The 12,914-nt window shown below is 64.2% G+C and carries 12 protein-coding genes; 4 read left to right on the plus strand and 8 right to left on the minus strand.

The features are described from left to right. Genes V1292_RS11435 through V1292_RS11445 form a run of 3 tightly spaced genes read left to right on the plus strand, consistent with a single transcriptional unit; the run spans window position 1 to window position 2,289 of the window. Window positions 1-228 (plus strand): hypothetical protein, encoded by a 228-nt coding sequence (locus V1292_RS11435; protein ID WP_334372586.1) that lies wholly within the window; start codon window positions 1-3, stop codon window positions 226-228. Beyond that, window positions 221-661 (plus strand): type II toxin-antitoxin system VapC family toxin, encoded by a 441-nt coding sequence (locus tag V1292_RS11440; protein WP_334372587.1) that lies wholly within the window; start codon window positions 221-223, stop codon window positions 659-661. The genes V1292_RS11435 and V1292_RS11440 overlap by 8 nt, the downstream gene beginning before the upstream one ends. Continuing rightward, the gene (locus V1292_RS11445) at window positions 661-2,289 is read left to right on the plus strand and encodes an ABC transporter ATP-binding protein (RefSeq protein ID WP_334372589.1); all 1,629 of its coding nucleotides are present in this window, start codon (window positions 661-663) and stop codon (window positions 2,287-2,289) included. Before V1292_RS11440 ends, V1292_RS11445 begins: the two co-directional genes overlap by 1 nt. Before the next feature lie 150 nt (window positions 2,290-2,439). Here the strand turns inward: V1292_RS11445 and V1292_RS11450 are convergent, their stop codons facing one another. Then, window positions 2,440-3,282 carry a C40 family peptidase gene (locus V1292_RS11450; RefSeq protein WP_334372591.1) on the minus strand — a complete coding sequence of 281 codons (843 nt, stop codon included), beginning with the start codon at window positions 3,280-3,282 and terminating at the stop codon, window positions 2,440-2,442. Continuing rightward, window positions 3,275-4,657: a leucyl aminopeptidase family protein gene (locus tag V1292_RS11455; RefSeq protein WP_334372592.1), complete on the minus strand. Its 1,383-nt coding sequence runs from the start codon at window positions 4,655-4,657 to the stop codon at window positions 3,275-3,277. The genes V1292_RS11450 and V1292_RS11455 overlap by 8 nt, the downstream gene beginning before the upstream one ends. A gap of 130 nt (window positions 4,658-4,787) precedes the next feature. Between V1292_RS11455 and V1292_RS11460 the strand changes: the two genes are divergently transcribed. Next, window positions 4,788-5,624, plus strand: coding sequence for a tetratricopeptide repeat protein (locus V1292_RS11460; RefSeq protein WP_334372593.1), 837 nt, complete (start codon window positions 4,788-4,790; stop codon window positions 5,622-5,624). Between the two features lie 328 nt (window positions 5,625-5,952). Here V1292_RS11460 and V1292_RS11465 read toward each other — a convergent pair whose 3' ends face one another. From V1292_RS11465 to V1292_RS11490, 6 genes are read right to left on the minus strand one after another with little or no spacing between them, the layout of a single operon-like run. Continuing rightward, window positions 5,953-6,927, minus strand: a complete 975-nt coding sequence (locus V1292_RS11465) for a type II secretion system F family protein (protein WP_334372595.1) — start codon at window positions 6,925-6,927, stop codon at window positions 5,953-5,955. A gap of 10 nt (window positions 6,928-6,937) precedes the next feature. Further along, window positions 6,938-7,915, minus strand: a complete 978-nt coding sequence (locus tag V1292_RS11470) for a type II secretion system F family protein (protein ID WP_334372597.1) — start codon at window positions 7,913-7,915, stop codon at window positions 6,938-6,940. Window positions 7,916-7,922: 7 nt separating this feature from the next. Continuing rightward, the gene (locus V1292_RS11475; protein ID WP_334372598.1) at window positions 7,923-9,389 is read right to left on the minus strand and encodes a CpaF family protein; all 1,467 of its coding nucleotides are present in this window, start codon (window positions 9,387-9,389) and stop codon (window positions 7,923-7,925) included. Between the two features lie 22 nt (window positions 9,390-9,411). Then, entirely contained in the window at window positions 9,412-10,683 is a 1,272-nt protein-coding gene (locus V1292_RS11480) for an AAA family ATPase (protein WP_334372600.1), read from the minus strand. Then, the gene (locus V1292_RS11485) at window positions 10,680-11,429 is read right to left on the minus strand and encodes a CpaD family pilus assembly protein (protein WP_334372602.1); all 750 of its coding nucleotides are present in this window, start codon (window positions 11,427-11,429) and stop codon (window positions 10,680-10,682) included. Before V1292_RS11485 ends, V1292_RS11480 begins: the two co-directional genes overlap by 4 nt. A gap of 9 nt (window positions 11,430-11,438) precedes the next feature. Next, entirely contained in the window at window positions 11,439-12,902 is a 1,464-nt protein-coding gene (locus V1292_RS11490; protein WP_442895610.1) for a type II and III secretion system protein family protein, read from the minus strand. Between the last annotated feature and the right edge of the window lie 12 nt (window positions 12,903-12,914).

Here is a 12,914-nt window from a genome sequence, read left to right on the forward strand (position 1 = left end):
ATGAACAAGATCGTCAAGGAGCACTATCCGGCATCGAAGCTTCCGGAAGATTTGCGTGCGGGCGTTGATCCCGCCGCTATCGTGACCGTGACTATAGTCGAGGAGCAGTCCCAACCGGAAAGAAGGGTAGCCCTGGACGAGATTTTTGCAGCCCGTCAGCCGCCATTCCGTTCCGTGGAAGACATCGATAGGGATTTGCGCCGTCAGCGAGACGAATGGAATGACTGAATCGCGCATCTATCTCGATGCAAATGTGTTCATCTATGCGGTTGAGGGAAGCCCTGACGTCGCCGGTCAGCTTCGTGATCTTTTTGAGTTGTTTGGAAACAATCGCGGCATCGGGGTCACAAGCGAACTAACGCTGGCAGAAGTGCTGCCGAAGGCATCTGCGGTGCGGAAACGACTATATCTCGACTTGATTGTCTGGAGCTGCCTTTTTGATTTACAGCCTGTCAGTCGAGACATTCTGATTGAGACCGCCGAGTATCGAAGAATGGCCCAGATGCCCAAGCTTCCGGACGCCATTCACGTAGTGACCGCTATCCGCGCTGGTTGTCGTACGATTCTTTCAGCGGACTCGCGGCTCAAGCTACCCGAAGGACATGTGGCGCTGTTGCCGAACTCTGTAAACATTGCTCGTCTTATCCGTGAGCTATCGTAATGGACGCCGTCAACCAGCCCTTGCTCGATGTGCGCGATCTCTCGGTGGCGTTTCACCAGCCGAGCGGCGCCACGATTGCGGTCGACCGCGTCTCGTTTTCCATCAAGCGCGGCGAGTGCGTGGCGCTGGTCGGCGAGTCCGGTTCCGGCAAATCGGTCAGCGCGCTGTCGGTGCTAAGACTGCTGCCCTATCCGACCGCGTCGCATCCCTCCGGCACCATCCATTTCAAGGGCCGAGAGCTGCTCAATGCCTCGGAACGCGAGATGCGCGAGATCCGCGGCAACGACATCTCGATCATCTTCCAGGAGCCGATGACCTCGCTCAATCCACTGCACACGATCGAGGCGCAGATCGGCGAGATTCTTTCCCTGCACAGCGGCATCGGCGGGCAGATGGCGCGGGCGCGCACGCTCGAGCTCTTGACGCAGGTCGGCATTCCCGATCCCGAAACCAGGCTGAAGAGCTATCCGCACCAACTGTCCGGCGGCCAGCGTCAGCGCGTCATGATCGCGATGGCGCTCGCCAACGAGCCGGATCTTCTGATCGCGGACGAGCCGACCACCGCGCTCGACGTCACGGTGCAGGCCCAAATCCTGGCGCTGCTCGCGGAGATCAGGTCCCGGCTCGGCATGAGCATGCTGTTCATCACCCATGACCTCGGCATCGTCCGCCGCATCGCCGACGTGGTCTGCGTCATGAACTCGGGCAAGATCGTCGAGCAGGGCCCGGTCGAGCAGGTCTTCACCGCGCCGAAGCACGCCTATACCCGCGCGCTGCTCGCGGCCGAGCCCAAGCCCGATCCGGCACCGCCGCGGCCCAACGAGCCGGTGGTGATGTCGGCCGACAATCTCAAGGTCTGGTTTCCGATCAAGCGCGGGCTGTTGCGCTCGACCGTCGGCCACATCAAGGCGGTGGATGGCGTCAGCGTCGCGGTCCGCAAGGGGGAGACGCTCGGCGTCGTCGGCGAATCCGGCTCGGGCAAGACCACGCTGGGTCTGGCGCTGCTCCGGCTGATTTCCTCCGACGGCCCAATCGTGTTCCTCGGCAACAACATCCAGGGCCTGCGCTTCAAGGCCATGTTGCCGCACCGTCGCGACATGCAGATCGTGTTTCAGGATCCGTTCGGCGCGCTCAGCCCGCGCATGTCGGTCGGCGATATCGTCGCCGAAGGCCTGAGCGTGCATCAGAAGTCGCTGTCGCGTGAAGAGCGCGAGGCGCGCGTCGTCAAGGCGCTCACAGACGTCGGTCTCGATCCGGCGACGCGATTCCGCTATCCGCATGAATTTTCCGGCGGCCAGCGCCAGCGTATCTCGATTGCGCGTGCGGCGGTGCTGGAGCCGAACTTTGTCGTGCTGGACGAGCCGACCAGCGCGCTCGACATGCTGTTCCAGGCGCAGATGGTCGACCTGCTGCGCGAGCTGCAGCGCAAGCGCGATCTGACCTACATGTTCATCTCGCACGATTTGCGCGTCGTGGCCTCGCTGGCCAGCCATCTGATCGTGATGCGTCACGGCAAGGTGGTGGAGGAGGGGCCGGCCGCGGAGCTGTTCAAGAATCCGAAGAGCGACTACACCCGCGCCCTGTTCGCAGCCGCGTTCCGGATCGAGGCGGTTCCGGAGCCGCAGTAGCAGCCGTCACAAGTAACAGCCGTCAAAAATAACGATCGTCATACCCCGCGAAGGCGGGGTATCCAGTACGCCACAGCCCCTCGTTCACTCACAACTGTCTCGGAGTACTGGATCACCCGCTTTCGCGGGTGATGACAGTGGGGCTTGTGGCTACAGCCGTTTGATCGCCGTCACCTCGCTGCCGACGGCCTTGATCCGCGCAATCGCGTCATGCGTGTTCTCGATCACCGTCGCCATGTGATGCGCATTGGCGTGCACGATGCTGTCGGCGTCGCGCACGATCGCGACGTGGCCCTTCCAGAAGATCAGGTCGCCGCGCTGCAGCTTCGTCATCTCGGCGGGACCCAATGCCCGGCCAAGACCCGCCTCTTGCATGTCGCTATCGCGCGGGCAGCCGGTGCCGGCGGCATTCAGCGACACCTGGACGAGGCCGGAGCAATCGATGCCGAGCGAGCTCTTGCCGCCCCAGAGATAGGGCGTGCCGATGAAGCGTTCGGCGACCGCGACGAAATCCTTTTCCACTTCGTCGAGGCTGCCGACATGGTGACGCGGCAGATACCAGCGTTCGCTTGTGATGGCGAACGCGCCGTCCTCGCGTATCACCGTCATCCTTGCTTCCGTCGTCAACGTCTCGACCGGCGGCAGCTTGATCGATGGGCCTGGAAACGCGAACGTCCGCAGCGCCGTGACCTTGTGCGTCGGTGCGGCCGCAGGCTTTGCCAGCGCGGCATCCGGAATCCAGCCGACATAGCCGTCGCTCGCGAGCTGGCCCCACGCAAATCCTTCGCCGTTGCGGTCGTAGATCGTGACGCGTTCGCCCTTCAGCGCCTGCGTCAGCATCATGGCGCCGGCAGCAGGTCGCTCCCACAGCGGGGCGATGGCCTCACACACGCAAAATTCTTCGCCGGACACATAGCGCGCGGCCTTTACCTTGCCTTCGAGATATTTCGCGGCGATTTCGGGCCGTGCCGGCGTCAGGCGCGGATCATGCATAGCGTTCGCTCAACAGTTTGTAGATCGCGCGTGCGGCCTGGCATTCGCCGCCTTCGGGACGCGCGGGTTTTGCGGAAGGCGTCCAGCCGTAGATATCGACATGCAGCCAGCTCTTGGCATCGGTGACGAAGCGCTGCAGGAACAGCGCGCAGGTGATCGAGCCGGCAAAACCGCCCGACGGCGCGTTGTTGATGTCGGCGACCTTCGAATCCAGCCACGAATCATAGGGGGGCCACAGCGGCATTCGCCACAACGGATCGTTCTCCCGTTTCGCATGTTCTGCGACGCTTTCGGCCAGCGTCTCATCATGGGTGTAAAAGGGCGGTAAATCCGGTCCCAGCGCCACCCGCGCGGCGCCGGTCAGTGTGCCCAGGTCAATCAACAGATCCGGTTTGTCTTCGTCCGCCAAGGCCAGCGCATCCGCCAGCACCAGCCGTCCCTCGGCATCGGTATTGCCGATCTCCACGTTAAGTCCCTTGCGCGACTTGAAGATGTCGAGCGGACGGAAGGCGTTGCCAGCGACCGCATTCTCGACCGCGGGGATCAGGACGCGCAGGCGGACCTTCAGTTTCGCATCCATCACCATCTGCGCCAGCGCCAGCACGTTGGCGCCGCCGCCCATGTCCTTTTTCATGATCAGCATGCCGCTGGACGGCTTTAGGTCGAGCCCGCCGGTATCGAAGCAGACGCCCTTGCCGACCAGCGTCACTTTGGGGTGGGCGGGATCGCCCCAGCTCAGGTCGATCAGGCGCGGGGCACGCGCCGAGGCCATGCCGACGGCGTGGATCAGCGGAAAGTTCTGCTTCACGAGGTCGTCGCCGACGATGCAGTCGAAGCTGGCGCCGAAACGCGCCGCCAATGCTTTCGCGGCTTCCGCCAGTTGCTCCGGCCCCATGTCGTTCGACGGCGTATTGATCAGATCGCGCGCCAGCGCCGCCGCTTCCGCCATCCGCGCGGTGTCAGCAATATCGACGCCGTCGGGCGGCACCAGCCGGACCTCGGGCTTTTCGGCTTTGCGGTAGCGGCCGAAGCGGTAGCTGCCCAGCGCAAAGGCGAGCGTCGCCAGGCGCAGATCGTGCGGCGTGTTGGCGAAGCGATAGACGCCCGGCGGCAGCAGGCCGGGCAGCGCGCCGGGCCGGAACAGGTCGCGCGACTTGGCGGTCTCTTCATCAAGCCCGAACACGACCTGCGCAATCTTCCCGTCGGGGGCGGGCAGCGTCAGGCACTTGCCGGGCTTGGCGGCAAAATCATTGGCGAGCGCAAACTGCCGGGCCGGTTCGGGAAGATCCTTGGCGATCGCGCTCCAGGTGGTTTTGGTGGCGAAGGTAATCGGAATGGTGGGGGCGATAGGCGCGGTCTCGAACGGCGATTGCATGCTTGTCTCGCGGGGATTGGGGCGTGTCTGGCTGGCATAGCACGGCCAATTAACCGGCCGTTAGGGTTAACAGTCTATTGCTTCCTCGTACGGCTCTATTTGTTCCGCCATTCCCGTGAGTTGAAGTGCCATGTGTCGATCGTCCAGCCACGCCGGGTCTTTTGCCCGGTTCCTGACCTCAGCCGCGGTGACCGCGGTTTTGGCCGCGGGCCTTGGCGGCTGCCAGACCATGTCCGACATCACGGGATCGCTAAGCTCATCGTCACCCAAGGCGCAGGCCGTTCCCGACGATCCGCGCCGCGCGGCCGAGATATATGGCGAGCGCTATCGCGCCAATCCCAAGGATGCCGAGGCGGCGCTGGGGTATGGCCAGGCGCTCCGCGCCACCGGCCAGCGGGCACAGGCCGCTGCCGTGCTCGAACAGGCCACCATCGCCCATCCCGGCAACAAGACGCTGCTCGCCGCTTATGGTCGCGCGCTCGCCGATAACGGCAATTCGCAGGCTGCCTTCGACGTGCTCAGCCGCGCCCATACGCCCGCCAATCCCGACTGGCGCATTCTTTCGGTGCAGGGCACCACGCTCGACAAGATGGGCAAGCACGAAGAGGCCCGTCGCTATTACGCGAGCGCGCTGAAGATCGTGCCGGAAGAGCCCTCGGTGCTATCCAATCTCGGCCTCTCCTACATGCTGACGCGGGAGCTGCCGCAAGCCGAGGAAACGCTGCGGCGCGCCTATTCCAATCCGCGTGCCGACGGAAGGGTGCGGCAGAACCTCGCGCTCGTCGTCGGCCTGCAGGGCCGTTTCGCCGAAGCCGAGACCATCGCCAAGGGCGATCTGCCCGCCGACGAGGCGGCTGCCAACGTGGCTTACCTGCGGGAAATGCTGAGCCGCAAGGACAAGGACCATTCGCGTCCCCCCGGCAACAAGGCGACCGTCCCGGTCGCCGCCCTCAACCGGCCGGACTGAGCATCACAGCGGTCGCGCGCCGCAGCCGTGATCGCCGCGCGAAAGCACTGCAGCTCAACGAATAATGCTCACCAGCTTTCGCGACTCATGAGGGCGGAGTTCCGGCACCTGCCGCATGGGCCCCCGGATCTGCAGCGCACCGCCATAGCGCGTTGAAGACGCGCGTAAACGCGCTTTTGGCGCTGCGCAGCGTCCGGGGAACGGAGACTGTTTCCAGGTCTCAAAGCTCTCGTGTCACGGACGCGGCGCGTAGTGACGCGACGCAGAGCCGGGACCTACGACCCACCGGACATGTGCCCGGGAAGCGCCGGCCCGCCGTGCCGCGGCCTCACGGCAACGCCTGGATCTTGATGTAGGTCGGTCCGAGAATGACGATGAACAGGCATGGCAGGAAGAACAGGATCATCGGCACGGTCAGTTTCGGCGGCAGCGCCGCCGCCTTCTTCTCGGCCTCGTTCATGCGCATGTCGCGGTTTTCCTGCGCCATCACGCGCAGGCTCTGGCCGAGCGGGGTGCCGTAGCGCTCCGACTGCATCAGCGCCAGACAGACCGATTTCACGCCCTCCAGGCCGGTGCGCTTGGCGAGGTTCTCGTATGCCACCTTACGGTCCTGCAGGTAGGACAATTCCGCCGTGGTCAGGGCGAATTCCTCCGACAGCGCGATCGATTGCGACGCGATCTCGGTAGAGACCTTGCGGAAGGCGACTTCGACCGACATGCCGGACTCGATGCAGATCAAGAGCAGGTCGAGCGCGTCGGGAAAGGCGCGCTTGATGGAGAGCTGGCGCTTGCTGATGGCGTTCTTCAGGAACAGCATCGGCGCCTGCAGCCCGAGATAGGCGGCGCCGATGCAGATGCCGAGCTTGACCGTCAGCGACTTGTCCATCTGCGTGATCACGAAGACGTAGAGGGCGGCGCCGAGAAACAGCACGACCGGCGTCACCGCGCGGGCAAACAGGAACGTGACGTAGGGCGCGTGGCCGCGGTAGCCGGCCATGATCAGCTTGTCGCGCGCGGCTTCCTGCGCCAGCCATTTGGTCAGGTTCAGGTCTTCCACAACCTTGGAAACGAGCTGCTTCGGAGTCTGGCGCAGCGACACCTTCTCCGATTTGTTGAGGCGGTCGCGCTCGCGCTGGCGGAGCCGTTCGCGCTCGCTGGCGACCGCCTTCATGCGCTTGGCAAGACCTTCGCCGGCAAACAGTGGCATGATCAGCGTATAGGCGGTGGCACTCGCCGCGATGGCGGCAAGCAGCATGGTCATGAACCGCGCGTCGTGCATCTTGGCGATCAGAAACTCAATCATAGGCGCACCGTCAGAAGTCGAAGTTGATCATTTTCTTCATCACCAGGACGCCGATCGTCATCCAGGCGACGCAACATAGCAGCATGAACTGGCCGAGATGATGGGTCCAAAGCAGCCCGATGTAGTCGGGGGTCGTAATCCAGACCAGCAGCATCACGACCGGCGGCAACGAGCCGATGATGCCTGCGGAAGCCTTGGCTTCCATCGACATCGCCTGAATCTTCTCCGCCATCTTCTTGCGGTCGCGCAGCACCTTGGAGAGGTTGCCGAGCGCTTCCGACAGGTTGCCGCCGGACTTCTGCTGGATCGCGATCACGATGCCGAAGAAGTTGGCTTCCGGCAACGGCATCCGCTCATACAGCCTTGCGCAGGCCTCACCCAGTGGCATGCCGATCGTCTGGGTCTCGATGATGGCCATGAACTCGCCCTTGAGTGGTTCCGGCGCGTCGGCGGCGACCACTTTGATCGATTCGAACAGCGGCAGGCCGGCCTTGATGCCGCGCACGATGACGTCGACGGCGTCAGGCAGTGCTTTCAGAAACGCCTTCTCGCGGCGTTTCCTGAGATAGCTCAAGAGCCAGCGCGGCAGGCCGAGGCCCGCGCCGAACGCCATCACGGCGGCGCCCAGCAGCGAGCCGCCGACGATGAATGCGAGCGCGAAGCCCACCGCCGCGAGGATGCCGGAAGCGGTCCAGAATTTCTGAGGCGTCCAGGATCCCAGGCCGGCCTGGGTGAGGCGTGTCGAGAGCGGAACGGACTTGTCCTTCTTGCGCCGGGCGTCGAGTTCCTTGAGCGATCCTTCGACCTGCTCGCGGCGCGAGCGCTGGCTTTTCTCGGCCTGGCGCGCCGGCGCGTCGGCACGGGCGATCGAGGCGCGGCGCGATTCGGCCTTCCTCTCGCCCGACAGCGACGGATAGATGAATACCCAAGCCAGGCCGCCGATGGCGGTGGCGGCGAGGAACGCCAGTGCGAGCGCTTGCATGCTCATCGCCTCCTCACGTCTTGTCGACGACTTCGGCGGCATCGAGCGCGGCCGCAAGTCGCTTCTCTTCGTTGTAATACCGCGCGCGCTCCCAGAACCGCGGCCGTCCGATACCGGTCGAGCGGTGCCGCCCGATGATCTTGCCGTTGGCGTCTTCGCCGAGCAATTCGTAGACGAACAGGTCCTGGGTGATGATGGTGTCGCCTTCCATGCCCATCACCTCGGTGATGTGGGTGATGCGGCGTGAACCGTCGCGCAGGCGCGCGGCCTGCACGATGACGTCGATCGAGGCGCAGATCATCTCGCGGATGGTGCGCGAGGGCAGCGAGAAGCCGCCCATCGTGATCATGGATTCGCAGCGCGACATGGCTTCGCGCGGGTTGTTGGCGTGCAGCGTTCCCATCGAGCCGTCGTGGCCGGTGTTCATGGCCTGCAGGAGGTCGAACGCCTCGGGTCCGCGGACTTCGCCGACGATGATGCGCTCGGGGCGCATACGCAGGCAGTTGCGGACCAGCTCGCGCATCGTGACCTGGCCTTCGCCCTCGATGTTGGGCGGGCGGGTTTCAAGCCGCACCACGTGAGGCTGCTGCAGTTGAAGTTCGGCGGCGTCCTCGCAGGTGATGACGCGCTCGTCATGCTCGATGAACTGGGTCAGGCAGTTCAACAGCGTGGTCTTGCCGGAGCCGGTGCCGCCAGAAATCAGCACGTTACAGCGGACCCGGCCGATGATCTGCAGGATTTCCGCGCCTTCCGGTGAGATCGCACCGAACTTGACCAGTTGGTCGAGCGTCAGCTTGTCCTTCTTGAACTTACGAATGGTGAGTGCAGGCCCGTCGATCGCCAACGGCGGAACGATGGCGTTGACGCGGGAGCCGTCGGCGAGACGGGCGTCGCAGATCGGGGAGGATTCGTCGACGCGCCGGCCGACCTGGCTGACGATGCGCTGGCAGATGTTGAGAAGCTGCTGGTTGTCGCGGAAGCGGATGCCGGTCTTCTGGATCTTGCCGGCGACTTCGATGAACACCGTGCCGGCGCCGTTGACCATGATGTCGGCGATGTCGTCGCGCGACAATAGCGGCTCGAGCGGGCCGTAACCGAGCACGTCGTTGCAGATGTCGTCGAGCAGCTCTTCCTGCTCGGCGATCGACATCACGATGTTCTTGATCGCGATGATCTCGTTGACGATGTCGCGGATTTCCTCGCGCGCGGACTCGCCGTCGAGTTTGGCGAGTTGGGCAAGGTCGATCGCCTCGATCAGCGCGCCGAAGATGGTCGCCTTGACCTGGTAATAATTGTCGGAGCGCCGCGCCTCCATAGTGGCCGCGGGCTGCTGCTTTGCGGGGGCGAGTGGCGGCGAAGCCACCGTCGGCGCCGCGATCTCGCGCGGCGCGGCTGCGGCGCTGGAGACCGGCTCCGGCGCCTGAATGGCGGGCTTGAGTACCCGCGTATCACTATCATTTCCGCTACGCTTACCGAACACGATGGCACTCCACGCGGGCTATCTACTTCTTGGCCCGCAACTTCTCGATCAAAGGCGACAGCAACGAACTCTTCGGCTTCTTGGTCTCGCCACGGCCGGTGAGCCGTTGCGCAATCTGCAGGAACATCTCAGTGGTGCGATGCGTTGCGGATATTTCCGCGATCATCTGGCCGTTGTTGGCGGCCGAGCCGAAGATTTGCGGCTCGAACGGGATCGTGGCGATCGGGTGGTTTTCGATCGCCTTGGCGAACTCGGCGGCGGGGATCTCCGGCCGCTTCGGGATGCCGACCTGATTGAGGCAGTAGAGCGGCGCACGATCGTTCGGCCGCGATGCCTTCAGGAGGTCGAAGATATTCTTGGTGTTGCGCAGATTGGCGAGATCGGGCGCGGCGACGATCAGGATGTCGTCGGCCGCGATCAAAGCGCGCTTGGTCCATCCCGACCATTGATGGGGAACGTCGAGCACGATGCAGGGCATCGTGGTGCGAAGCGTATCGAAGATCGAATCGAAGGCTTCCGCGCCGAAATCGTAGACCCGGTCGAGCGTGGCCGGCGCCGCCAGCAGGCTCAAATGGTCGGTGCATTTCGCCAGCAGGCGGTCGAGGAACGCGGTATCGACCCGGTCGGGCGAGAACACAGCGTCCGCAATGCCCTGCGGCGGATCCTGGTTGTAGTCGAGGCCTGCGGTGCCGAAAGCGAGGTCAAGGTCCGCGACCACGGAATCCAGCGCCAGATCGCGCGCGATTGCCCAGGCGACGTTGTGGGCGACGGTCGACGCGCCGACACCGCCCTTGGCGCCGACGACGGCGATGATGCGGCCGACGGCCTTGGCTTCCGGCGAGGAGAACAGGTTGCAGACCGAGCGCACGACGTCGATGGCGCTGACCGGGGCGATGACGTAATCGCTGACGCCACGGCGAACCAGTTCGCGATAGAGCATGACGTCGTTGACGCGCCCGATCACGATCACGCGGGTTCCGGCGTCGCAGACGGAGGCGAGTTGGTCGAGCCCGACGAGAATGTCGTTGCGGCCCTCGGTCTCCAGGATGATGACGTTCGGGGTCGGGGCCGAGCGGTAGGCCTCGATGGCAGCGGCCATGCCGCCCATCTGGATCTTGAGATGAGCTTTGCCGAGGCGGCGGTCTTCGCCCGCCGACTGCACGGCGGCCGCGGTTTCCACCGTCTCGCAGAACGCCTGCACCGACACCCGCGGCGCCGGCGCGATGTGGTCCTCGGTCGACGGCGCCGTGATTTCCGGCTGCGGTTCTGTATTCTGGCGCGAGTAAGTGATCATTTGCCGGTATCGCTGAGTTTGGCCCTGTCGCTCTCGGGATAGGTGGTCGCCGTGGTCGTACCCTTGCGATACTTGTCGAAGGCTGTGCCACGGCGCGGCGCAAAGGCTGGGGTTTCGGGACGCGGCTGCGCGAGGTCGGACGGGTTGTCGACCATCGCCGCCAGGTTGCGCTGGTTGGAGCAGCCGAAATTGTAATACTGCTTGTTGTCGAAATAGCCCTTGTTGTGGATCGACGGTCCGAGGTCCTCCGGCCACAGGCCGCACGGGCCGGCCACCGCCGAGATCTTCGGATAGTTGAGGCGGATCGCGGCCATGTGCCTGGGATCTTCGGGATGATACTGACGGACATTGATCGCGCGCGGCGGCACGCCGGCAGCGGCAAAGCTCGCCCGGATCTCGCGCAATGAATCCTCGGCCGCCCGCGCGTTCGGCGTATTGACGGGCACGTCGACGCTGATGACGCCGGTGCCTTCGCGAAGCCAGTCCTGGGCCAGGCCCATGACGTCGGCGCGCTGAGAGGCGGACAAGCCGCCGCGTCCGCGACCGACGAAAACCACGATCGAGCGGTCGGCTTCCTGGACCGCGATCGGATGGCGCTGGCGATAGTCGTCGGGCACGCCGGCTGTCGTCGCGGGATCGACGACGGTATGTTTGCAGGCGCCGAGCGCCACGGAAAGACCGATCAGCGCTGCGGTCACGCGGAGCGCGCGCTTGCGATCGGCGGGTTTTGTGTTCTGTGATGTCATCGTCCCGCCTCAGTCCGTAATAAAGCCGTAGGTGCCGCGATAATTCCGCGCCTTCTCGACGCGGCCGGGAACGCCGTAGATGCGATTGATGCTGCCGAGCAGGTCAGCCTGCGGATCCGACGCGCTGGCAAAGCCGTCATCGGGACGCGACAGGTCCTTCTGCGCCACCGCGCGCACCACATAGGGTGTGACCAGAACCATCAGTTCGGTCTGGTTGTTGACGAAGTCGCGGCTGCGGAACAGCGTGCCGAGAACCGGCAGTTGCGCCAGACCCGGAAGACCGTTGATCGCCTGCTTGGTCTGGTCCTGGATCAGGCCGGCCATCGCCATCGCGCCGCCGGACGGAATTTCCAGCGTCGTCTCGGCGCGGCGGGTCTTGATCGACGGAATGGTTGTTCCATTTTGGCCGCCAGTCAGAGCGTTTTCGGTCGAGACTTCCGACACTTCGGTCATCACCCGAAGGCTGATCCGTCCCTCCGTCAGCACGACCGGCGTAAAGTTGAGGGAGATGCCGAATTTCTTGAAGCTGACGGTCTGGACGCATTGTCCGATGCCACCGTTCCCCGTTGCTTGGCAGGTCACGCCGGTCGGAATTGGAAATTCGCCGCCGGAGATAAAGGTCGCGGACTCGCCGGAAATGGCCGTGAGGTTAGGCTCGGCAAGGGTCCGGACCACGCCGGCGCTCTCCATCGCACGCAGCGTCGCCGTCACGGATGGCATCGAGCCGAAAGTCCCGGTAAGGGAGTTGCCGGGGACGAGCGGCGCACTGTTTGCGGTGAACGGGTTGTTGTTGGTGAACCTAACAACGGATGTGCCGTAGGTCATGCTGGCGCTGAGATCGATGCCCAGCTGCTTGATGACCGAGCGCTGGACTTCAGCGAGCGTGACTTTCAACATCACCTGGTCACGGCCGCGAACTACGATCGAATTGACGACCTTTTCGGCGCCGCCCACCAGGCGGGCGGCGATGTCGGCGGCCTGTTGCGCCTCGACCGGGGTCGCCGCGCTGCCGCTCAATAGCACGCCGTCACCGACTCCTTCGATCTGGATGTCCGAATTCGGCACCGACTGCTTCAGCGCGGCGCGCACGCCGTTGAGGTCGCGCTTGACGGCGATGTCGTAGGCCGCGATCTGCGCGCCGGTAGAATCGAAGAAAACGATATTGGTCTGGCCGACCGCGGCGCCGATGACATAGGCGCGCTGGGTCGAACGCACCACGGCGTTGGCGATCTTCGGATCGGCAACCAGCACGTCCTTGATCTCGCGCGGCAGGTCGATCACGATGGATTTGCCGATCCCGAGCGAAACGAAGCGCGCGTTCATCTGCCCGTCGGCGGACATCGGCGCGACGCGATAGTCGCTCGCCGCCACCGGCGTCAGCGCCGGATTGAGCGAGAGAGCAGCCACGGCCGAAAACGACAGGGCGCGGACGATGGACGTTCGCATCATCGGCTGAATTTCCCTGCACTTCATATCGTGCGTCCT

Origin of the sequence: Bradyrhizobium sp. AZCC 1719 (assembly GCF_036924525.1) — a bacterium.
Lineage (GTDB): Bacteria > Pseudomonadota > Alphaproteobacteria > Rhizobiales > Xanthobacteraceae > Bradyrhizobium.

Coding starts and splice junctions, on each gene's coding strand:
- V1292_RS11435 (WP_334372586.1), top strand. CDS start 1: ATGAACAAGATCGTCAAGGAGCACTATCCGGCATCGAAGCTTCCGGAA.
- V1292_RS11440 (WP_334372587.1), top strand. CDS start 221: ATGACTGAATCGCGCATCTATCTCGATGCAAATGTGTTCATCTATGCG.
- V1292_RS11445 (WP_334372589.1), top strand. CDS start 661: ATGGACGCCGTCAACCAGCCCTTGCTCGATGTGCGCGATCTCTCGGTG.
- V1292_RS11450 (WP_334372591.1), bottom strand. CDS start 3,282: ATGCATGATCCGCGCCTGACGCCGGCACGGCCCGAAATCGCCGCGAAA.
- V1292_RS11455 (WP_334372592.1), bottom strand. CDS start 4,657: ATGCAATCGCCGTTCGAGACCGCGCCTATCGCCCCCACCATTCCGATT.
- V1292_RS11460 (WP_334372593.1), top strand. CDS start 4,788: ATGTGTCGATCGTCCAGCCACGCCGGGTCTTTTGCCCGGTTCCTGACC.
- V1292_RS11465 (WP_334372595.1), bottom strand. CDS start 6,927: ATGATTGAGTTTCTGATCGCCAAGATGCACGACGCGCGGTTCATGACC.
- V1292_RS11470 (WP_334372597.1), bottom strand. CDS start 7,915: ATGAGCATGCAAGCGCTCGCACTGGCGTTCCTCGCCGCCACCGCCATC.
- V1292_RS11480 (WP_334372600.1), bottom strand. CDS start 10,683: ATGATCACTTACTCGCGCCAGAATACAGAACCGCAGCCGGAAATCACG.
- V1292_RS11485 (WP_334372602.1), bottom strand. CDS start 11,429: ATGACATCACAGAACACAAAACCCGCCGATCGCAAGCGCGCGCTCCGC.
- V1292_RS11490 (WP_442895610.1), bottom strand. CDS start 12,902: ATGAAGTGCAGGGAAATTCAGCCGATGATGCGAACGTCCATCGTCCGC.